The following is a 20363-nucleotide window of genomic DNA, read 5'->3' on the forward strand; positions in this document are numbered from 1 at the left end:
GGCCCGATCCGGGCTGCCCAGAAACAATCCAGAAACAAAATTCTACAATCCGGAAAAACTGCCGAAAAAAATCAAAGGCATAAGTGGTGCCGTGGCGGTCAGGTCATCGGCTGCGACACGCGTTACGGGATTACGGACAGACCAATGCAAAGGTTCTCGATCAGTCTGATGGGTGCGTTGCTTTCCATTTCGCTCGTCACTGCCGCGGTCGAACATGCCGATGCAAAACTGGCCGATGCGAAGGTGGCCAATGCAAAGGCGGCCGATGCAAAGGTGGCGACCACCCGCAGCGAGCGTTGCATCGATCTGAACCGCCAGTTTGACGAAGCCCTCGAAACCCATGCCGCGGCAACGCAGGTCACCGCGGCGAAAGCACTTCAAAGAAAGGGAAACCGGTTCTGCGCCAACAAGAAACAGGCACAGGGAATCCGGATGCTCGCGAACGCTTTGAAGCTGCTTGGAGTGACACCGATCGATCCCGTTCAGTGACACTCAATCCGATCTGCACAAAAAGGAAGTGAAGCCATGAAAAAGTCCCTCCTCTCCGCCCTCGGTCTCGCCATCGCGCTGGCCGTCTCGATGCCGGTTCTCGGCGCCAGCAGCGCCAATGCCGCGACCACCACCCCGGCTGCGACGACAACGACGACCGCTGCGCCGGCCAAGGCCGTGAAGAAGGTCGCTGCCAAGAAGACCGTCAAGAAGCACAAGAAGCACGCGGTCAAGGCAGCTCCGAAAGCCTGATCAAGCGACATCTTTCTACCCTATGAGAAGACCGCTCCAGTTGCGATTTGCCTGGAGCGGTCGTCTTTTTTGTTGCGTGCAGACAGTAGGGCCAGTCCCGGCCCACACCCCCGTTGAACGCCAGACGGCAGTTCCCACATAGGCACGGACTTTTGAACTGCGCCTGCCGGGAAGCCGATCGCGCGCGGTTGAATGGACGACCGCTTTTGCCCATGTCAAAATGACCGCAAAGCTGTCGTACGCAATTGCCGGTCCAATGCCTGAAATCACGACAAAACCCCGTACCAGCACGAAGCCGAAGGTCGAACGGCCGAAGCTCTACAAGGTCATCCTGGTCAATGACGATTTCACGCCGCGCGAGTTTGTCGTGACGGTGCTGAAGGCCGAGTTCAAGCTCAGCGAAGACCAGGCGCATAGGATAATGATCACCGCGCACCGGCGCGGCGTCTGCGTTGTCGCCGTCTTCACCAGGGATGTCGCCGAGACTAAGGCGGCGCGGGCAACCGATGCCGGCAAGGCCAAGGGCTACCCGCTGATGTTCACGACGGAGCCGGAGGAGTAGGGCGGTTCGCTTTCTTCCTTCTCCCCTTGTGGGAGAACGTGGCCGAGCGAAGCTCGGTCGGATGAGGGGTGTTCCAGCTTGGCAAGGACGGCACTCCGTCCAGCACCCCTCAACCGTCTTGGCGCTGCGCGCCAATCCACCTTCTCCCACAAGGGGAGAAGGATAAACCGCGTTACCGCCCTTCGCGGTACCACATCGAGCCCATCGCCAGAAGCAGCAGGCCGAGGCCGAGGAAGCCGCCGAACAGCGGCACGCGCGAGACGGCCTTGAGCACGCTGTCGTCGGTGGTGCGCAGGCCGATCCAGTCATTGCCGGAAGCCGCGCCCGAGGAACGGACCGGGACTACGGATGGCAGCGTGACGGTGCTGGCCAGGTTGCCAATGGCCGATGCCGGCGCCAGCCGGCGAACGCTGCCGCCGGTTGCGTCAGCCGGTGGTTTCAGCCGGTTCTCGGTGGAGACGACGTCGGTGAATTCCGGAGCGTTGACCGGCCCGACATGGGCCAATGCCGTCAGGTCGCCATTGCCGACCTGATAGAGACCGATTTCGCTGGTCTCGACGCTGCCGAGGAAGACGCCTGGTTCGGATTTCTCGAGCCTGACGATCAGTGCCTTGCCGGACGGCGTGATGACTTGCGCCGGGCCGGGGTCGTCGCTCATCGTCTGGCGGCGGATTTCCAGCACCATGCCGCGGCCGTCGGCGGTCAGCCGCTCTTCCTCGAGTTCGGGCTCCTTCATCAGCCAGTGGGCGATGCGCCGGTAGAGTTGGACGTGGGGGCCACCGCCCTCGAAGCCGCGCGCCCACAGCCAGCCCTGGTCGGACAGAAGCATGCCGACGCGGCCTTCGCCCTTGCGATCGAGCAGTAGCAGCGGCCGGTTGTCGGCGCCCTTCATCACCACCTCGCCCTCGGGGTTCTCAACGCCGATGGTGCGGAACCAGCGGCTCCAGTGCGGCGGCTCGGTCGCGGAGCCGTCGAGCCCACGCGTTACCGGATGACGCTGGCCGGTATCGGTGAGGCGCGGATAGAAGGCCTTGTCGATGACCTCGCCGGTCGGCATTGCCGGCAGCGCCGACATCAGCGGCGTGCGGGCGATCGAGCTTTCGCCGGCATATTCGGGGCCTGCCGCGATCAGTAGCGCGCCGCCCTTTTCGACATACTCGGAGATGTAGTCGTAATAGAGGATCGGCAGCACGTCGCGGTGCTGATAGCGGTCGAAGATGATCAGGTCGAAATCCTTGATCTTCTCGACGAACAGCTCGCGCGTCGGGAAGGCGATCAGCGACAATTCGTTGATCGGCGTGCCGTCCTGCTTTTCCGGCGGGCGCAGGATGGTGAAGTGCACGAGGTCGACCGAAGCGTCGGATTTCAGCAAATTGCGCCAGGTGCGCTCGCCGGCATGCGGTTCGCCGGAAACAAGCAGCACGCGCAGATTTTCGCGGATGCCGTCGATCAGCGCGATGGCGCGGTTGTTGGTGTCGGTGAGTTCGCCCGGCTCGTGGTTGATGGCGAGTTCGACGATGTTGCGCCCGGCGCTGGGAATGGTCACCTGCAGCGGCATCGCCTGGCCGATGTTGGCGTGCTCGACCGATACCTGCTCGCCGTTGACCGATACGCGGACATCGACCGGGCCGGTTTCGTTGTTGGTGGCGATGACGCGATAGGTCATGTCGAGCGGCTTGCCAACGAGGCCGAAGCGCGGCGCATTCTCGAAGCGGATGCGGCGGTCCTTCTCATGCTCGTTGCCGGTAATCAGCGCGTGCAGCGGGGCATTGAAATCGGGTGCGCCGGGCGGCGCGTCATGCACCTCGCCATCGGTGATCATGATGGCGCCGCCGATGCGCGACGGCGGCACGTCGCGGAAAGCATTTTCGAGCGAGGAAAACAACCGCGTCTCGGTGCGCTCGTCAGCGGCTTCGGACTTGCCGGCTTCGACGACACGGACGTCGAACTGCTTGAAGCGGCCGAGACGCTGCTGAAGCCCGGCTAACGCCGCGTCGGTCTGCTTGGTGCGGTCGCCGATATCCTGGCTCTGGCTGCGGTCGACGACGACGGCGACGATGCTTTTCAGCGGCTCGCGTTCTTCGTCGAGGAACACCGGATTGAGCAGCGCCGCAGCCAGCGCAATCAGGGCTGCCAGGCGGAAGACCGCGCCGCGCTGGCGAAACCAAAGGCCGACCAGCGCCAGCAGCAGCAGCGGTACCAGAACCACTGCGAGCAGTGGCCAGGTGATGAGCGGTTCGAAGGAGAGCGACCAGTTCATGGTCTATTGCCCCAGCCGTTCGAGCAGCACCGGGACGTGCACCTGATCGGATTTGTAGTTGCCGGTCAGCATGTACATCATGATGTTGACGCCGGCACGCAGCGCATAGATGCGCTGCATCGGATCCGAAGGCACCGTCGGCAATAGCGGGTCGCCATTCTCGTCGACGGCCCAAGCGCCGGCGAAATCATTGGCGGTGATCATGATCGGCGAAACGCCGTCGCCGGTGCGCACCGGGCGGTTCTCGGTGTTGCTGGCTTCGAGCGATGCCTCGACCCAAAGCGGGCTGCCGGCAAAACGGCCAGGAAACTCCGGAAGGATGTAGAAGGATTTGGTCAGCACGTGGTCCGACGGCACCGGCTCCAGCGGTGGCACGTTGAGGTTGCCGAGGATGTCGCGCAGCCGCTCCGTCGCCGGGCTGGTCGAATCCGCACCAATGCCATTGGCGAACTGGTCGCGGGTGTCGAACAAGACCGTTCCGCCCTGCTGCATGTAGGCGTCGATGCGGGCGATGGCGGCCTCGCTGGGCAGCGGGGCCGAGGGATCGATCGGCCAGTAGATCAGCGGATAGAAGGAAAGTTCGTCCTTCGAGATGTCGACGCCGGCCGGTGCTCCGGGTTCGAGCGCGGTTTTTTCGATAAGAAAGCGGGTCAGGCCTTCGAGCCCGGCGCGGCTGATCGAATCGACACCCGGCTCGCCGGTCAGCACGTAGGCGATCCGGGTCTTTGAAATGTCCCCGATCGCCTCCGTATCTCCCGGTTTGGCGTCGTCGGCGCGCGCGACGTCCGCGTGGCCAATCAAGGCGCCGAGCGCAATCAGCAGGACGGCTGCCGTCGCCGCAGCGCCGGCACGGCGCGGCCGGCGCGACAACAGGCCGCCCATCCAGAATACGGCAAGCGTGTCGAGCACCATCAGCACCAGGGCGGCCGTGACAAGCGGACCTTTGAGGTTGTGCTGCTCGTCGAAGGCATACTGGATGGTGGTGACCGGCACCGTGATTTCAGGCCGGGCCAGCGGCGTGAATGCGCTGTCGCCGCCGAGCAGATTGTGAGCGAACACTCCTGTCTCGGAGCCGTAGAGGCCGGGCGGATTTTCCAGCGTCACCGGCAGCGGGCCGGCGCCGGGCACCAGCGGCCTGGCATCCGGCGTCGGCGGCACCAGCGTGCCGTCGGCGGCGATCATACGATAGGGTGCCAGCGACGTGGCGGCGGCCTCGGCATTGGCGACAGCCGCGCCCTGGTTGCGCGACAGTTGCACGATGCGCCGCAGCATCTCGACGAAGCTGCCGGAGATCGGCAGGTTGGACCATGTCGCCTCGGGGGTGACGTGGAACAGCACGAGGGTACCCTTGTCCTTCTTCATACCAGTCACCAGCGGCGTGCCGTCGGCAAGCGTGGCCCAGGTGCGCTCGACCATGTCGGGCGTCGGTTCGGCCAGCACCTGCCTGGTGACTGTGACCTCGCTGGGCGGCGCGAGGTCGGCGAAGGGGCCGGTTTTCGGGAATTCGGTGACCGGCTGCGGCGCCGTCCATGATAGTGCGCCGCCAAGCGAGCGCTCGCCTGTGCGCAGCCGGACAGGCAGCAGATCGTCGTCATTGCCGGCGGCGGCCAGCCGCGAACCGGCAAAACGCACCAGCGTGCCGCCCTTGTCGACCCAGTCAACCAGCCTTTGCCGCGCTTGTTCCGGAATGGTGCCGACATCGGCCATGACGATCATCGCCGGCTTCTGGTCGAGCAGTTGCGGGATCGCGTCGGCGAGATCGACGCTCGACGGCTCGACCAGATCGGCGAACGGCTGCAGGGCGCGGCGGATGTAGTAGAGCGGCGACAGCAGCGGTTGCGCCTGGTCGGCCTCGGCCTGCGACAACAGCCCGACGCGCCGGCGTTTTGAGCTCTCATCGAGCACGCGGACGGCACCGGCCTGGCGCTCGCCATCGAGCGCGACGTAGGCGAAGTCGTTGCGCAGTTCGAACGGCACCGCCATCGTGCCGGTTGCGGTGGATCCGCCCGGGGCAAAGGTCAGCGTCGCGTCGGCGATGCGGCGGCCCTTGTCGTCGAAGGCGCCGGCCGTCACCTGTGCAGGTGCCGGATCGCCCGGTGCGCGGATGGCGGTCAGGGCGAAGCCGTCGACCTGGTTGTCGGCGCCGGTCAGACCGGTCAGCGACAGCCGGTCGGAGACGGCCCAGACGACCCGTGCTGCGTTCTTCGACAACAGCGTGTTGAACGCGGCTTCGTCGCCTTGCGCCGCCAGACCATCGGCGAGCACCGCGACGCTGGCGCCAGGCAGCGACTCCAAGGCTGACGCTACGCGGGCATAGACGGCGGGGCGGTCGGTCGGGATCGGCCGCGGCTTTGCCGCGCGCAGCCGGTCGAGCGCGGCAGCGGCATCGAAGGGACCGATCTCGGCATTCGGCTTCTCGGCGGTGAAAGCGATGAGCACCGGCACGCCGTTCGAATTGGCATCGGCGATCAGCCGCTCGGCGGTGGCGACGCGCTTGCCCCAGTCGGCGGCACTTGCCCAGTCATTGTCGATCACCAGCGCCAGGGCGGCGCCCTCGGCCGGCAGCTTTTCGCGCGGGTTGAAGACCGGTTCGGCAAGTGCTGCCACGATAAGCGCGGCCATCAGCAGCCTGAGCAGCGTCAGCCACCAAGGGCTTTGCTGCGGCGTTTCTTCGCGCCTCAGCACGCGGGCGAGAATCCTGAGCGGCGGAAACACCTCGGTTTGCGGCCTTGGCGGGGTCAGCCGCAGAAGCCACCAGATCACCGGCAGCGCCAGCAGGCCCCACAGCACCATCGGCGCCCCGAAAGAGAGCGGCAGCCAACTCATGCGCGAGCCCTCCCGGCAAAGGCGCCTTCGCCGGTCATCGCCATGTGGATGCGCACCAGCGCCTCGGAGGCAAGACGGTCGGTATGATTGACGGTAAAGCTCCAGCCAAGCCGTTTGCACCACGCGGCCAATTCCTGGCGGCGAGCGGCATAAAGCAGGCGATATTCCTCGCCCAGCATTTCGGCGCGGCCGGCGGTCAGCTTGTCGCCGGTCTCAGGATCGGTGAATTCGGTGCGCCCGGCATAGGGGAAGCTTTCCTCGGCCGGATCGGCGACCTCGACCAGATGGGCGCGCACGCCGTGGCGGGCGAGCACGTCCAGCCACGCAATGGTGTCCTCGACCGGGTCGAGGAAATCGCTGACGAGGACGATGTCGCAGAACCGGCGAATGCCGGATAGGTCGGGCTTTGCCGGCAGGTCGCCGGCGTGCATCAGTTGCGCCGCGATGCGCTCGGCGCCATTGCGGGCGGTGAACGGGTCGGTCAGGCCCGGCCAGGCAATGCGCTCGCCGCTGCGCGACAAAAGCTCGGCCATGGCCAGCGCCAGCACCAGGGCGCGCGATTCCTTGGAAACGCTGGCTCCGGTCGATTTGTAGAGCATGGAAGGCGAGGGATCGGCCCACAGCCACACCGTGTGGGCGGCCTCCCATTCACGGTCGCGGACATAGGTGTGATCGTCGCGGGCGGAACGGCGCCAGTCAATGCGCGAAGAATCGCCTTCGACATAGGGCCGGAACTGCCAGAAATTCTCGCCGATACCGCGCTTGCGGCGGCCATGCCAGCCGGCAATTACCGTGTTGACGATGCGGCGCGCCTCGACCAGTAGGTCCGGCACCAACGAAGCCCGCAACCGGCCTCTGGCGAGCGCATCGCGCGTCGCTGCCGGTGCCTGCGCTTCACCGATGCGCGCCATCAAATCCCTTTCGCGAGCTTCGCCACAACATCGCGAACCGTGGTGCCCTCGGCGCGGGCGGCGAAGGTCAGCGCCATGCGGTGCTGCAGCACCGGCTCGGCGAGCGCGCGGACGTCGTCGACCGACGGCGCCAGCCGGCCATCATAGAGGGCGCGGGCGCGGGTGCACAGCGTCAGCGCCTGGCTGGCGCGCGGGCCTGGGCCCCAGGCGACGTGCTTGTCGGTATCGGCGTTGCCCTGGCCGGGGCGCGCTGAGCGCACCAGCTTGAGGATCGCCTCGACGACGCTTTCCGGCACCGGCATACGGCGGATGAGCGTCTGGATGTCCTTCAGCCGCGCCGGCTGCAGCACGTTTTCAGCCTTGGCATCCTCGATACCGGTGGTTTCCAGCAGGATGCGGCGCTCCGCCTCGATCTCGGGGTAGAGGATATCGACCTGCATCAGGAAGCGGTCGAGCTGCGCTTCCGGCAGCGGATAGGTGCCTTCCTGCTCCAGCGGGTTCTGCGTCGCCAGAACGTGGAACGGTGACGGCAGATCATGGCGCACGCCGGCAATGGTGACGTGGTATTCCTGCATCGACTGCAGCAGCGCCGACTGGGTACGCGGCGAGGCGCGGTTGATCTCGTCGGCCATCAGCAGTTGCGCAAAGATCGGCCCGGAAATGAAGCGGAACGAACGCTTGCCGAATTCATCCTGCTCCATCACCTCGGAGCCGAGAATATCCGATGGCATCAGGTCGGGTGTGAACTGGATGCGGCGCGAATCGAGGCCAAGCACGATGCCCAGCGTTTCGACCAGCTTGGTCTTGGCGAGGCCGGGCACCCCGACCAGCAGCGCATGGCCGCCGGCCAGCAATGCGACGAGCGTGCGCTCGACGACGCTTTCCTGGCCGAAAATGACCCGGCCGACGCCGTCACGGACCCTCGAAATGTCGGCCAGCGCTTTCTCGGCCTGCGCCACCATGTCCTTTTCGCTGATCGGGCTTTCCTTGATCATAACGCTCATGCAGCATCGATCCTTCTGTTGGAAACACCGCTTGGCACCTTGGTGCCGCAGAGAATGCCGCGATTCGGCCTCGCATGGCGCCTGCAATGAACTTAAATCACAGACTTAGGCTGACAAGCGGAACAACAGTGACTATTTCGTGACCATGACGGAAGCCGCCGACTATCGTGAAGAGAGGCTGACAGCCGCGACCGAGGCGCGCGGGCTGGAGGCGCTGGTCTCGCGCGCGACGCGCGCTGGCAAGGGGCCGGCGCCGGTGGAACGCTGGAATCCGGCATTTTGCGGCGATCTCGACATGGAAATCAAGCAGGACGGCACCTGGTTCTATCTGGGAACGCCGATCGGCCGGATGCCGCTGGTGCAGCTTTTTTCCTCAGTGCTGCGCAAGGACGCGGACGGTAGAACCTACCTGGTGACGCCGGTGGAAAAGGTCGGCATCCGCGTCGCCGACGCGCCCTTCATTGCCGTCGAGATGGACGTGTCGGGCGCCGGCGACGGACAAATCGTCACCTTTCGCACCAATGTCGGCGACGTGGTAGAGGCTGGGGCGGGACACCCGCTGCGCTTCGTCGATGAGGACGAGACAGGTGGCCTGAAGCCTTATGTGCTGGTGCGCGGGCGGCTGGAGGCGCTGGTGGCACGGCCGGTGATGTACGAGCTGGTCGAGCACGGCGAAGAGATCGACATCGGTGGCAAGACGATGTTTGCCGTCCGTTCCAAAGGCGAGGTCTATCCGATCATGCCGGCTGAGAAACTGAAACGGCTGAGCGCATGATGGACCGCCTATGATGGATCAGGTGATGCCGTTGCCGTTTTCCGCTGCCGGGTTTCGCCAGCGCGTCGCGGCGCAGCCGCTGGCGCATGCCGGCGACGATTTTGGCGACCACCGCTTCAATCCGGGCCATCCCAGGCTGAAGCTGGCCAAGGCGCTGCGCGATGCCGCCGTGCTGATCCCGGTGGTCGATCATGGCCATGAAGCCACGGTCCTTTTGAGCAGGCGGGCGGAAAAGCTTCGCAACCATTCGGGGCAGGTGGCTTTCCCCGGTGGTACCATCGATCCAACCGATGCGAGCCCGGAAGCGGCGGCGTTGCGCGAGACATCCGAGGAGATCGGTCTCGATAGTGATTACATCGAGATCATCGGCCGTCTGCCGGACTACGTTTCCGGCAGCGGCTATCGCATCGCCCCGGTGCTCGGGATTGTGCGGCCCGGTTTCAGCCTGACGATGAATTCCGACGAAGTCGATGCCGTCTTCGAGGTGCCGCTGGGCTTTCTGATGGACCCCGCCAACCACACCAGAGACAGTCGCATGTGGAACGACCTCGAATGGTTCTATTACGAGATGCCCTATGGCGGCCAGCGCATCTGGGGCGTCACCGCGGGCATCATCCGTACGCTTTATGAAAGGCTCTATTCGTGAGCGATCCAGTGTCGATCGCGGGCAAGGCCGGGTGGCTCGGCGAACGCCACCTGCAGCGCCTGCTCGCCGCGCTGACTGATGGCGGCGAGGAGGCGCGTGTCGCCGGCGGTGCGGTGCGCAACGCGCTCATCGGCCAGCCGGTCGCCGACATCGACATCGCCACCACCACGGTGCCCGAGGAAACCATCCGGCGCGCCGAGGCGGCAGGCTTCAAGACGGTACCGACCGGCATCGAGCATGGCACAGTCACCGCGGTCGGCCACGGCAAGGCCTATGAGGTCACCACGCTGCGTGCCGATATCGAAACCGACGGCCGGCGCGCCAAAGTGTCGTTCGGCCGCGACTGGAAAGCCGACGCTGAGCGGCGTGATTTCACCATCAATGCACTCTATGCCGAAGCCGATGGAACGGTCGTCGATCTGGTCGGCGGTATCGCCGATATCGAAGCGCGGAGGCTGCGATTCATCGGCGATCCGGAAGCGCGTATCCGCGAGGATTATCTGCGCATCCTGCGTTTCTTCCGTTTCTTCGCATGGTATGGCGACGGCAGGCCGGATGCCGAAGGGTTGAAGGCTTGTGCCCGGCTGAAGCAGGGGCTCGACCAGCTCTCGGTCGAGCGCGTCTGGTGGGAATTGAAGAAATTGCTGTCAGCGCCAGATCCGTCGCGGGCGCTGCTGTGGATGCGCCAGGCCGGCGTTCTGACCGCCGTTTTGCCGGAAAGCGAGAAATGGGGCATCGATGCCATCCACGGGCTGACCAAGACCGAGAAGGATCTGGCCTGGGCGCCGGACCCGCTGCTCAGGCTGGAAGCCATCGTGCCGCCGGATGCCGCGCGCATGAAAACGCTTGCCGAGAGATTGAGGCTTTCCGTGAGCGAAGCAAGCCGGCTGCGGAATTGGGCGATCACAGCTGCCGTCGATCCGAAAACGACCGAAGGAGAGTTGGCGAAAAGGCTTTATTTTGGCGACCGCCAAGGCTTTGTCGATCGGTTGCGGCTGTTGCTCGCTTCCGCTCGAGCCCGCGCGGTCGAGGACAATGACGCACTGCTCGAAGCCGGCGGCTTCTCGCGCCTGCTTGCCTTCGCTGCAAAATGGCAAAACCCTGTTTTTCCGGTCAAGGGCGCCGATCTGACGACGCTTGGCGCATCACCGGGGCCGAAGCTTGGTGCAACCTTGAAGAATCTCGAAAAGGAATGGGTCGAGTCCGGTTTTGCGCTTGATCGCGGCGCGCTGCTCAAGCGCGCCGCGGAGGCACTCGAATCCTGACTGTCACGCTGCGTCGCGGACCTTTTCGATGCGCGAGCGGATCGCCTCGATCATCGTCTCGCGGATCACCGTCTCGCCGTGCGTCTCGCGCAGATGCTCGACGGCACGGCGCATGACCTCAGCCTCCTCCTCGGCGCGTGTGTGCCACTCGCAGCCGGGTACGAGCGACCCGCAATGGAATTCCTTCATCGGCTTCTCCTCATCTCCTCCTTGGAGCGCCGCGCAGCGCACTGACACGGAAGCTCCAGACCTTTGATTGCGCGATCCGGAAACCGCGTACGGTCCGGGCTACACGCTGGCCAGCTAAGCATAACACGATCGAACGGTTTTGGTTGCCTTAGAGTGCCGTGCGTCCAAGCCGACACGCGGCCCTCTGGTGATCGGGTTGCGAAAAGGCGGAGCATCGCTGCTCCGCCCTCTTACGCCACCCAGGAGTAAGACCTCGTCTTGCTCCAGCGGGCAGGACATCACTTCACGATCTTGACTGCCTCGGCAATTTTATCCTTGCCGCTCATATCCCACGTGACGCGGACCTTTTCGCCGACCTTCAGGCCAGGATCCTTGAAGGTCTGGGGCAACGTAAAGGTGGCTCCGTTATCCAGAACTAGGCTCATCGCCGTTCCATCAAAGCTTTTGATCGTGCCGGTGGTGTGCTTGACCGCAGCGAATGCGGCAGTACCAGAGGCGAGAACGGCAGCGGCGGCTGCGGTCATAATAAGCTTGCGCATGGCATGCTCTCCTGGAAAATGCGGGCACCGCTTGGGAAAGGTGCCCCATTCAATCATGGGCCGTCCGGTCACGTCGGGTCGCGGCTCTCGGGAGTAAAGAACCGCCGGCGTTTCCCGGCCCGACGCGACAAATAACCCAATCTTTACAATGGTATATTAGACGAAAAAGATATTTTCTGGCGCGCCTTGCGCCACATTCGCCGTCAAATTCTGGGGATTTGGACCCGATTGCGGCTCACGTCGTGCTCACCGAGATTTTACGGCCATTTCGCTTCTGGCGGCAGGCTGGACAGGATCGAGGCGACATTGCCGCCGGTCTTCAGCCCGAAGATGGTGCCGCGATCGTGAAGCAAGTTGAATTCGACATAACGGCCGCGGCGGATGAGCTGCTCGTCACGGTCGCCATCGGTCCAGTTGTCATTGAAGTTGGCGCGCACCAGATGTCCGTAGACGACGAGAAAAGATCGCCCGACGTCCTGGACGAAGTTGAAATCGGCGTCCCAGCCGCCTTTGTCCTCATCCGAATGCAGCCAGTCGAAGAAGATACCGCCGGTACCGCGTGGCTCGTCGCGGTGCGGCAGGTAGAAGTACTCGTCGCACCAGGCTTTGAATTTCACGTAGTCGGCGATCGCCGCGTTCTTCTCGCAGGCAAATTGCATCGCTCTGTGGAAGGCGATCGTGTCGGGGTCGTCCTGGCTGCGGCGGCGGTCGAGCACCGGTGTCAGGTCGGCGCCGCCGCCGAACCACTGGCGCGAGGTGACGACCATGCGCGTGTTCATATGCACGGCCGGCACGTTGGGGTTCCACGGATGGGCGATCAGCGAAATGCCGCTTGCCCAGAAGGAGGGGTCCTCTTCGGCGCCCGGCATCTGCTTCCTGAATTCGGGCGAGAACTCGCCGTGGACGGTCGAGGTGTGGACGCCGACCTTCTCGAAGACGCGGCCGTGCATCATCGACATGATACCGCCGCCGCCCTTGCCGGCATCGCGTTGCCACGGCGTCTTTTCGAAGCGGCCGGGCGACCAGCTAGCCTGCGGCCCCTGCAGGTCCTGCTCGATCTGCTCGAAGCTGGCACAGATGCGCTCGCACAACGTCTCGAACCACAGCCGTGCCTTCGTCTTCTTCTGTTCGATGTCGGCTGGCAGCCCCGCCGGTATCTCGGGTCGTTGCAAATCCTGTCTCCGGTTGCGGGCGCGCCCGACAAATGACTCGTCTTTTCCGGCCGCGATCCCTAATCTCTTGGGTGCAAGGGTCAACTGTGAATGGAGTTCTTTCGTGCGCACCCCGGCAAGACCGCCGCTGGATGGCCTGAAGAAGAGGCTCGACCGTTCGCGCGCCGAGAACGCGCGCATGCCGCGCGACGGCTTCCTGCGCGAGACGTTCGTGCTGCCGCGCTCCGATGCTCGTCTCAAGGCGAAGGAATGGTTCGAGCGCTTTCCCAAGCAGGCCTATTGGACCGAGATCGAAAGCTGGTTCGAGCGGCCGGGCGACGTCATCGAATTCACCATCAGGCGGCTGCCGGCGGCCGATTAACGCTCCGGTCTCGAGGCTGAACGTATCAGGGCTAGTTCATCTGCCCTGAACGATCTTGATAAACACGCTTCTGTCGCCCGTTCCAAGATGCGCTCTTTTCATCTCGGCATACGTCAGGCGCCCATTCGCGAAGGCCCGCACGGTTCTTCCGCACCAGACACGTGGCGCCGCGGCTGCGCTGACATTCATGATCTTGCCAGCTTCCTGCTTCGAACTGAGAGGCGATTGCTCCGAATGCCTGATGCATTCCGTAAGCACTTTCTTATACATGGCAGGACTGCCCTGAACCAAAGTCCTTGCCGTATTCCATTCACCTTCGCTCGGCATGCATCCAGCCAACACAATGGCGCCAAGCAACGCGGCGTAAGTCTTGTATGCAAATTTCAATTCTGCCCCCCAAGGTTAGTTGCAGGGGCGTATCAAGCACGGGCACATGAACTTCACAAGACTGTATAGTGACTAACGGACAGGATAAGTTCGCTGAACCCGTCCAGACCGTCATGGCTTCAACGCACGACCAGCCTGCGGGCGCCCGCGCCGTCCCTTGCCAGCCTGTCGTTCTTATTCCGCAGCGGACATTTGTCGATCGACATGCAGCCGCAGCCGATGCAGTCGCTCAGCCCGTCGCGCAGCTTCTTGAGCTGACTAATTTTCTGGTCGAGGTCATCGCGCCAAGCCGTCGAAAGCAGGTTCCAATCCTCGCGCGTCGGCGTCCGGCCTTCAGGCAATGATCGAAGGGCTGTGCCGATCTCGGCCAGCGAAATGCCGACCTCCTGAGCTACCTTGATGATCGCCACCCGTCGCAGCACGTCGCGGCCATAACGCCGCTGGTTGCCTGATGTGCGGTGGCTGCGGATCAGCCCGCGTGCTTCGTAGAAATGCAGCGCCGACACCGCCACGCCGCTGCGCATCGCCACCTGGCCGACTGTTAATTCCGTTGCCGCAGCCATCTCCGATTTTCCGCTTGACCTCAAGTTAAGTTGAGCTTGTAGCGAAGAAGCCTCGAAGATGCAAACGGCAGGAGAAGGCGATGGGCGTCTGGATGAGAATGACCGGAGAGGACGCAGTGTTGCGTGAGGACGACGCCTTGGTCGCTGCGGCCGGCGATCGCGTACACATCCTAGCGGAGCTGCCGGATCGCCTCGGCCGCCACCATCGCAACGGAAAGCGCGACGTTGATGCTGCGCGCGCCGGGCTGCATCGGGATGATCAGTCGCGCATCCGCCGCCTCGTGAACGGCGTCCGGCACGCCTGCGGATTCACGGCCGAACAAGAGAATGTCGTCGCCGGCAAAGGCGAAATCCGTGTAGGCGGCAGCTGCTTTGGTCGACAGCAGCACCAGCCGCCGCTTGGCAAGCTTGCGCCAGTCCTCGAAGGCGTGCCAGTCGACATGGCGGGTGAGCGCCGCCATTTCGAGGTAGTCCATGCCGGCGCGTTTCAGCGCCCGGTCACCGAGCGGGAAGCCCGCCGGTTCGATGATGTCGACGCCGAGACCGAGGCAAGCGGCGAAGCGCAGGATTGTCCCGGTGTTGCCGGCGATATCAGGCTGGTAGAGCGCGATACGGAGACGGTCGTTCATTTCCGCGTCTTTCTAATAAGTGGCAGATCAGCCACAGAGCTCTCGCGGTTTTGGAAATTCCTGGACTGGCGGGTGGTCATTTTCTGCGAAGTCGGTTATACGGCCAGCATTGTCAACCCGAACCGATGGAGGGGTAATTCATGATGGCCATGCACATCCACCACCCCTCTCGTGGGCTTACCAGCCCGACGGCGGTTTCGGTACGACGATTCTCCTGACCTTCTAGACTTCAATCGCACCGATTCCCGCCGAAACCTTTTTCGGCCTTTGAAGGAATCCTGCGATGTTTTTCAAGCTGTGGAAGGGGCTGAACGCCCCACCTGAACACGCTTCGACCGATGCCACCTTTGCCGCGCCGCGCGTGCCCGCGGCCTGGGTTGGTTCACCCTTCTATCTGCATCTTCAACTGGAGGACGGACCGATGTTCGATCCCTGTAGAATACCCGGCTCAAGAAGCCTGCACGAGCGCAAGACTGCGACCTGGGCGCTTTTGATCGGCGAGACCTACTCGACGGCGGTTCACGAGACCCGCCGGCGTCCGCATCGCGGCATGCTGCCGGACGTCGATTTCTCGCGCGCCGTTCCGGACTATAGCCGGCCGTCGCTGGTGCGCCGGATCATCAGGCTGATCCGGCCTGGTGCAAAAACCAGCGCGAAAATCCGGATCGTCAAAACGTCGTCAGCATCGTCAAACGAGACTGTCGGCGAAAGGCCCGCGACAACCTATATAGCGCGAAGCAGGACCGGCGAGGCGGACGATTCCGTATCGCCGGTCCTTGACGCCATGCGGTCTGGACACCTCGTCCGTTCGCGTGCCGCGTGAGCGGAAACAGTATTGTGAGCATCTCTATGTTTAGCTGGTTTGAAAAAAGGCTCGATCCGTTCCCTGCCAAGGAGCCGGTCGAGCCGCCGCGGACACTGATCGCCTTCTGCGTGCATTATACGCGCGGCGCGTGGCCCTACATCGCTCTCGATGCGGTACTGGTGACGGCCATCGCCCTTGCCGAGGTGTGGATGTTCGGCTTCATGGGCCGGATCGTCGACTGGCTGTCCGGACAGAATCGCGAGACGTTCCTGCAGACCGAAGGCTTGAAGCTGGTCGGCATGGCCTTCATCGTGGTTTTCGCGCTGCCGGCGACGGTCTGGTTCCATTCGCTGCTCAACCAGCAGACGCTGATGGGTAATTATCCGATGCGTATCCGCTGGCAGGTGCATCGATACCTGCTCAAGCAGTCGATGAGCTTCTATCAGGACGAGTTTGCCGGGCGCATCGCGACCAAGCTGATGCAGACCGCGCTCGCGGTGCGCGAGTGCGTCATCAAGCTCATCGATGTGCTCAACTATATCGTCGTCTATTTTCTCGGCATGCTGTTCATTGTCGGCTCGGCAGACTGGCGGCTGGCTGCGCCGCTTGCCGTCTGGCTTGCCGGATATGTCCTGCTGTTGCGCTATTTCATCCCGCGGCTGGGCAAGGTCGGCGAGGAGCAGGCCAATGCGCGCTCAACCATGACCGGCCGTGTCGTCGACAGCTACTCCAACATCCAGACGGTCAAGCTGTTCTCGCATGCGCGGCGCGAGGCATCCTTCGCCAAGGACGGTATGGCCGGCTTTCTCGATACAGTCTACCGGTCGATGCGGCTGGTGACACAGCTCTACGGCCTGCTCTACGTCCTGAATTCGCTGCTGTTGTTTTCGGTCACCGCAATCTCGCTATGGCTGTGGCTCGGCCAAGCCGTGACGATCGGCGCCGTCGCCCTGGTCATCGGCCTCGTGCTTCGGCTCTGGGGCATGTCGCAATGGATCATGTGGGAGATGTCCACGCTGTTCGAGAATATCGGCACGGTGCAGGACGGCATCGCCTCGATCTCGCTGCCGCGCCTCGTCGAAGACCGGCCTGGCGCCAAGGATATTGCCGTGACCAAGGGCGAGATCCGTTTTGAGGACATCCGCTTCCACTATGGCAAGCAGAAGGGCGTAATCGAAAGCCTGTCGCTGACGGTGAAGCCGGGCGAGAAGGTCGGCATCGTCGGCCGTTCGGGTGCCGGCAAGTCGACGCTGGTCAATCTTCTGTTGCGCTTCTACGACCTCGAAAGCGGCAAGGTCCTGATCGACGGCCAGGACATTGCGGCGGTGACGCAGGACTCGCTGCGCGCCCAGATCGGCATGGTCACGCAGGACACCTCGCTGCTGCATCGCTCGGTGCGCGAGAATATCCTCTATGGCCGGCCGGACGCCAGTGACCAGATGCTGGTCGAGGCGGCGCGGCGCGCCGAGGCGCTGGATTTCATCGCTGGATTGTCGGATTCTAACGGTCGAAAGGGTTTCGACGCGCATGTCGGTGATCGCGGCGTCAAACTGTCCGGCGGCCAGCGGCAACGCATCGCCATAGCCCGTGTTATGCTGAAGGACGCACCAATCCTAATCCTCGACGAAGCGACCTCCGCCCTCGATTCCGAGGCCGAGGCGGCCATCCAGGAGAACCTCTACAGACTGATGCAAGGCAAGACCGTCATCGCCATTGCGCACCGGCTGTCGACGATCGCCGCCATGGACCGGCTCGTCGTCATGGACAAGGGCCGCGTCATCGAGGAAGGTTCGCATGAGGAACTCGTTGCCAGCGGCGGGCTCTACGCCCAGCTCTGGCAGCGCCAGTCGGGCGGCTTCCTGCTCGACGAGGGCCCCTCTGCCAACGATGCAGCCGCCAACGATGCACTCGTCAAGGGTGAAGCCGCCGAATGACTGCCATCTACCGCTGGTTCGAGAACTGGGTCTATCCATTCCGGGAGCCTGCGGACCTTCGGCCACCTGCCGGCGTCAGGGGTTTCCTCTGGCATTATGTCGGGCAGGCGAAGATCGCCTTCTTCGCCATGCTGCTGATCGGCGGCATCGCGCCGTTAGTCGAAGCCGGACTGTTCTATTTCGTCGGGCGGCTGGTCGACATCCTCGACCAGCTTCCCGGCGAACGCAGCTGGCACGCCCTGTGGACTGCCGCCGGCCCGGAACTTGTCTTCATGATCGCGGTGGTGCTGGTCATCCGCACCATCGTCGTCGGCCTGTCGGCGCTGGTCGACGAGCAGACGATCACGCCGGGTTTCTATAATCTGGTGCGCTGGCAGGCGCATCGCCATGTCTCGCGCCAATCCTACGCCTTCTTCCAGAACGACTTTGCCGGACGTATCGCGACCAAGGTCTGGCAGGCGGGACAGGCGACCGGCGATCTGATGGAAAGCTTCATCGAGGTCGTCTGGTTCATGGTCGTCTATACGGTGACGACGCTGGCGCTGGTCGCCGGGCTCGATCTCCGGCTGGCGGTGCTGGTGGTGATCTGGATTACCGCCTTCGGCTTGCTGGCCAGGCGCTATTTGCCGGCGATCCGCAAGCATGCCGAAGCCACCGCCGAAGCCGGCTCGATGATCACCGGCCGCCTTGTCGATTCCTATTCGAACGTGCAGACGCTGAAACTGTTCTCGGCCGATGGCGACGACCGCTATATCAGGAACGGCTTCGACATCTATCTCGACGCGCTGCGCCCGTTCACCCGCCGGCTGACCGGCGTGCGCATGGCACTGACGATGCTGTCGGGCATTATGATCACGGCGATCGCCTGCTTTGCCGTTTATCTCTGGGTCGAGGGCTCGATCACAGTCGGCGCCGTGGCTTTCACGCTGTCTTTGGTGCTGCGGCTGAACATGCTGCTCGGCCGGCTGATGATGCAGCTCAACGGCATCTTGCGGAACCTCGGCGTGCTGGAAAACTCCAAGGCGCTGATCTCACAGCCGCTCGGCCTGACCGATGCGCCGGACGCGAAAGAGATTGTCGTCGGCGGCGGGCGCATCGACGTCAGCAATGTCGAGTTCCACTACGGCAAGGGGTCCGGCGTGCTCGACGGCATCGACCTCGTCGTGCGGCCGGGCGAAAAGGTCGGCCTGGTCGGCCCGTCCGGCGCCGGCAAGACGACCTTGGTCAATCTGATCCTGCGCCTCTATGACCTCGAGAGCGGCAAGATCACCATTGACGGGCAGGACGTCTCCAGGGTCACGCAGAATTCGCTGCGCGCCAATATCGGCGTCGTCAGCCAGGATACGGCACTTTTCCACCGCTCGCTGCGCGACAACATCAAGCTCGGCATGCCGGAAGCGACCGACGCCGAGGTGGTCGCGGCAGCGAAGAAGGCCGAGGCGCACGAGTTCATCCTCGGTCTGCGCGACAATCGCGATCGTATCGGCTACGAGGCCTATGTCGGCGAGCGCGGCGTCAAGCTCTCCGGCGGCCAGCGCCAGCGCGTGGCGATCGCCCGCGTCTTCCTCAAGGATGCACCGATCCTGGTGCTCGATGAGGCGACCTCGGCGCTCGATTCCGACATCGAGGCGGCGATCCAGGAAAATCTGGCAAGGCTGATGGAAGGCAAGACGGTCATCGCCATCGCGCATCGGCTGTCGACCATTGCGGCACTCGACCGGCTGGTGGTGCTCGACGAGGGCCGCATCGTCGAGCAAGGCACGCATGACGAGCTGGTCGGGCTGGACGGGCTCTATGCCAGGCTATGGAAGCGGCAGTCCGGCGGCTTCCTGTTCAACGAAGAGAGCGCGTTGGCCGAGACCCGGCCGGCGGAGTAGTTTTCTATAAAGCGGAGTGAAATCATGGCGGTGAGAATGCCATCGAATTTCGGACGGTCCGGCGCGCAGGAGAGCGCGTTGGACCTGCTTGGCCATGAAATCCTCGGTGAAAAGGCGGCAGCGCTCGGCCGCGCCGGCCGGCGCGTCGAGGAAACATTGACGAGGCTGCGCGAGAATTGCGACAGTGTCGACCGTGCCCGGCTGCTCAGGGATGCAGCCGAAGCGGTGCACGGGTATTTCATCCAGCGCGAACTCTGCGGCCTGCGCAAGCACGACGCGGTGATCCGGGAATACAACATTCCCAAGGCCGTGCTGGCCAGGCTCGGCGCTAGCGCATGATCCGAACCGGAACTGGTTTGGGAAGCGTTATTCCAGCCACTCGGTGATGAAGCTGCCGTTCTCGTGTATGTCGGTGGTTTCCAGCGGGCCTGGCCCGAGATTGGTGAATTTGTGCGGCGTGTTCGGCGGCACGATCAGGATCTGGCCGGCTGTGGCCTCGATCTGCCGGTCGCCGACGGTGAACAGGCCGGTCCCGGTCCGGATGATAAAAATCTCGCAACAGGGGTGGCTGTGCAGCCTGGGGCCGCCGCCGATCTCAGGCAGGTAGTTGAAGATCAGGCAGATGTTGGAGCCGTAAGCTCCGCCTTGCAGCTCGCCCTGCCAGCGGTCGGGCGCTTCGGCCCATTTGTCGCGGTCTATGACATGCGCCATAGGCCGAGGATAAACCGGGCCAGCGCCAGCTGTCGAGGCGAACGCAGCCATTTGGTTTTGCTGCTGTTTTCCAATCGTTCCGCCGTGCGAATTACGCCCCCGCGACAATCTGCCCTTGTGCCTTCACCCGTCTGGACAAAAACAGGCTTCACGCATAAACCCAAGTCCCAAATGCCGGAGGAATTCGCTAGCCTGTTCGCCATGCG

The 20363-nt window shown here is 63.6% G+C and carries 22 protein-coding genes; 11 read left to right on the top strand and 11 right to left on the bottom strand.

Features of this window, described 5'->3' with window-relative positions:
* The first annotated feature begins 144 nt into the window (after nucleotides 1–144).
* From NKI59_RS19275 to clpS, 3 genes are all read left to right on the top strand, one after another.
* Nucleotides 145–489 (top strand): hypothetical protein, encoded by a 345-nt coding sequence (locus NKI59_RS19275; RefSeq protein WP_023679500.1) that lies wholly within the window; start codon nucleotides 145–147, stop codon nucleotides 487–489.
* 36 nt (nucleotides 490–525) lie between these two features.
* Nucleotides 526–741: a hypothetical protein gene (locus NKI59_RS19280; protein ID WP_352450529.1), complete on the top strand. Its 216-nt coding sequence runs from the start codon at nucleotides 526–528 to the stop codon at nucleotides 739–741.
* A gap of 256 nt (nucleotides 742–997) precedes the next feature.
* Entirely contained in the window at nucleotides 998–1303 is a 306-nt protein-coding gene (gene clpS / locus NKI59_RS19285) for an ATP-dependent Clp protease adapter ClpS (RefSeq protein WP_023679498.1), read from the top strand.
* 172 nt (nucleotides 1304–1475) lie between these two features.
* Here clpS and NKI59_RS19290 read toward each other — a convergent pair whose 3' ends face one another.
* From NKI59_RS19290 to NKI59_RS19305, 4 genes are read right to left on the bottom strand one after another with little or no spacing between them, the layout of a single operon-like run.
* The gene (locus NKI59_RS19290) at nucleotides 1476–3563 is read right to left on the bottom strand and encodes a hypothetical protein (RefSeq protein WP_352706085.1); all 2088 of its coding nucleotides are present in this window, start codon (nucleotides 3561–3563) and stop codon (nucleotides 1476–1478) included.
* 3 nt (nucleotides 3564–3566) lie between these two features.
* The gene (locus tag NKI59_RS19295; protein WP_352706087.1) at nucleotides 3567–6389 is read right to left on the bottom strand and encodes a DUF4159 domain-containing protein; all 2823 of its coding nucleotides are present in this window, start codon (nucleotides 6387–6389) and stop codon (nucleotides 3567–3569) included.
* The gene (locus tag NKI59_RS19300) at nucleotides 6386–7300 is read right to left on the bottom strand and encodes a DUF58 domain-containing protein (RefSeq protein ID WP_352706089.1); all 915 of its coding nucleotides are present in this window, start codon (nucleotides 7298–7300) and stop codon (nucleotides 6386–6388) included. The genes NKI59_RS19295 and NKI59_RS19300 overlap by 4 nt, the downstream gene beginning before the upstream one ends.
* Nucleotides 7300–8304 carry an AAA family ATPase gene (locus NKI59_RS19305; protein WP_352450525.1) on the bottom strand — a complete coding sequence of 335 codons (1005 nt, stop codon included), beginning with the start codon at nucleotides 8302–8304 and terminating at the stop codon, nucleotides 7300–7302. Before NKI59_RS19305 ends, NKI59_RS19300 begins: the two co-directional genes overlap by 1 nt.
* 145 nt (nucleotides 8305–8449) lie before the next feature.
* Between NKI59_RS19305 and NKI59_RS19310 the strand changes: the two genes are divergently transcribed.
* From NKI59_RS19310 to NKI59_RS19320, 3 genes are read left to right on the top strand one after another with little or no spacing between them, the layout of a single operon-like run.
* A complete protein-coding gene (locus tag NKI59_RS19310; protein WP_352456465.1) occupies nucleotides 8450–9079 on the top strand; it encodes a DUF1285 domain-containing protein in 630 nt (209 codons plus the stop codon).
* Between the two features lie 13 nt (nucleotides 9080–9092).
* Nucleotides 9093–9725: a CoA pyrophosphatase gene (locus NKI59_RS19315; protein ID WP_352706091.1), complete on the top strand. Its 633-nt coding sequence runs from the start codon at nucleotides 9093–9095 to the stop codon at nucleotides 9723–9725.
* Nucleotides 9722–10990: a CCA tRNA nucleotidyltransferase gene (locus NKI59_RS19320; protein WP_352450523.1), complete on the top strand. Its 1269-nt coding sequence runs from the start codon at nucleotides 9722–9724 to the stop codon at nucleotides 10988–10990. The genes NKI59_RS19315 and NKI59_RS19320 overlap by 4 nt, the downstream gene beginning before the upstream one ends.
* A 3-nt stretch (nucleotides 10991–10993) precedes the next feature.
* On the opposite strand, the gene NKI59_RS19325 is transcribed toward NKI59_RS19320, so the two are convergent.
* The 3 genes from NKI59_RS19325 to hemF all read right to left on the bottom strand — a co-directional run bounded on the left by NKI59_RS19325 (nucleotide 10994) and on the right by hemF (nucleotide 12890).
* Nucleotides 10994–11179, bottom strand: a complete 186-nt coding sequence (locus tag NKI59_RS19325) for a DUF1059 domain-containing protein (RefSeq protein ID WP_023679490.1) — start codon at nucleotides 11177–11179, stop codon at nucleotides 10994–10996.
* Nucleotides 11180–11457: 278 nt separating this feature from the next.
* Nucleotides 11458–11718 (bottom strand): DUF1344 domain-containing protein, encoded by a 261-nt coding sequence (locus NKI59_RS19330; RefSeq protein WP_023679489.1) that lies wholly within the window; start codon nucleotides 11716–11718, stop codon nucleotides 11458–11460.
* A gap of 257 nt (nucleotides 11719–11975) precedes the next feature.
* Entirely contained in the window at nucleotides 11976–12890 is a 915-nt protein-coding gene (hemF, locus tag NKI59_RS19335; RefSeq protein WP_352469726.1) for an oxygen-dependent coproporphyrinogen oxidase, read from the bottom strand.
* Nucleotides 12891–12993: 103 nt separating this feature from the next.
* Between hemF and NKI59_RS19340 the strand changes: the two genes are divergently transcribed.
* The gene (locus NKI59_RS19340; protein WP_023679487.1) at nucleotides 12994–13251 is read left to right on the top strand and encodes a hypothetical protein; all 258 of its coding nucleotides are present in this window, start codon (nucleotides 12994–12996) and stop codon (nucleotides 13249–13251) included.
* Nucleotides 13252–13287: 36 nt separating this feature from the next.
* On the opposite strand, the gene NKI59_RS19345 is transcribed toward NKI59_RS19340, so the two are convergent.
* From NKI59_RS19345 to NKI59_RS19355, 3 genes are all read right to left on the bottom strand, one after another.
* Nucleotides 13288–13638 (bottom strand): hypothetical protein, encoded by a 351-nt coding sequence (locus NKI59_RS19345; RefSeq protein WP_156937440.1) that lies wholly within the window; start codon nucleotides 13636–13638, stop codon nucleotides 13288–13290.
* 119 nt (nucleotides 13639–13757) lie between these two features.
* Nucleotides 13758–14201, bottom strand: coding sequence for a redox-sensitive transcriptional activator SoxR (soxR, locus tag NKI59_RS19350; RefSeq protein WP_023679485.1), 444 nt, complete (start codon nucleotides 14199–14201; stop codon nucleotides 13758–13760).
* Between the two features lie 170 nt (nucleotides 14202–14371).
* Nucleotides 14372–14830, bottom strand: a complete 459-nt coding sequence (locus NKI59_RS19355) for a tRNA (cytidine(34)-2'-O)-methyltransferase (RefSeq protein ID WP_352450521.1) — start codon at nucleotides 14828–14830, stop codon at nucleotides 14372–14374.
* 283 nt (nucleotides 14831–15113) lie between these two features.
* Here NKI59_RS19355 and NKI59_RS19360 point away from each other — a divergent pair, with 283 nt between their 5' ends.
* From NKI59_RS19360 to NKI59_RS19375, 4 genes are read left to right on the top strand one after another with little or no spacing between them, the layout of a single operon-like run.
* On the top strand, nucleotides 15114–15653 hold the full coding sequence (locus NKI59_RS19360) for a hypothetical protein (RefSeq protein WP_352706093.1): 540 nt from the start codon (nucleotides 15114–15116) through the stop codon (nucleotides 15651–15653).
* A gap of 26 nt (nucleotides 15654–15679) precedes the next feature.
* Nucleotides 15680–17569 carry an ABC transporter ATP-binding protein gene (locus NKI59_RS19365; protein ID WP_352706096.1) on the top strand — a complete coding sequence of 630 codons (1890 nt, stop codon included), beginning with the start codon at nucleotides 15680–15682 and terminating at the stop codon, nucleotides 17567–17569.
* Nucleotides 17566–19446 (top strand): ABC transporter ATP-binding protein, encoded by a 1881-nt coding sequence (locus tag NKI59_RS19370; RefSeq protein WP_352645076.1) that lies wholly within the window; start codon nucleotides 17566–17568, stop codon nucleotides 19444–19446. Before NKI59_RS19365 ends, NKI59_RS19370 begins: the two co-directional genes overlap by 4 nt.
* A gap of 24 nt (nucleotides 19447–19470) precedes the next feature.
* Entirely contained in the window at nucleotides 19471–19785 is a 315-nt protein-coding gene (locus NKI59_RS19375) for a DUF6665 family protein (RefSeq protein ID WP_023679480.1), read from the top strand.
* A 27-nt stretch (nucleotides 19786–19812) separates the two neighbouring features.
* On the opposite strand, the gene NKI59_RS19380 is transcribed toward NKI59_RS19375, so the two are convergent.
* Nucleotides 19813–20157, bottom strand: a complete 345-nt coding sequence (locus NKI59_RS19380; RefSeq protein ID WP_352706239.1) for a cupin domain-containing protein — start codon at nucleotides 20155–20157, stop codon at nucleotides 19813–19815.
* Nucleotides 20158–20363: the final 206 nt, after the last annotated feature.

The organism is Mesorhizobium sp. M0598 (assembly GCF_040320865.1).
Classification (GTDB): domain Bacteria; phylum Pseudomonadota; class Alphaproteobacteria; order Rhizobiales; family Rhizobiaceae; genus Mesorhizobium.